This window comes from Pantoea sp. Fr+CA_20 (assembly GCF_024520835.1).
GTDB classification, from domain to species: domain Bacteria; phylum Pseudomonadota; class Gammaproteobacteria; order Enterobacterales; family Enterobacteriaceae; genus Pantoea; species Pantoea allii.
The window spans coordinates 1-216 of sequence record NZ_JALNPN010000068.1; the positions used below are offsets into that span (position 1 = coordinate 1).

Consider the following 216-nt stretch of genomic DNA (forward strand, 5'->3'; position numbering starts at 1 on the left):
TTCAGATGATAAAGGCGGTACACGCGCTTGTGATTAACCAGAAGCCCTTCACGGCGCAGTAACTGCCATATGCGGCGGTAGCCAAAACGCCTGCGCTCCAGTGCCAGTTCAGTAATGCGCCCTGATAAATGGGCATCAGCCGCCGGACGCTGAGCGTCATAGCGGCAGGTCGACAGGGACAAACCTGTGAGTCTGCAGGCACGACGTTGCGACAGA

1 protein-coding gene is annotated in these 216 nt (G+C 57.4%); it reads right to left on the minus strand.

The genetic code is table 11. The features are described from left to right. Nucleotides 1-216 (minus strand): IS3 family transposase (locus tag NR177_RS23840; RefSeq protein WP_256853807.1); only part of this gene is annotated, 216 nt, incomplete at both ends.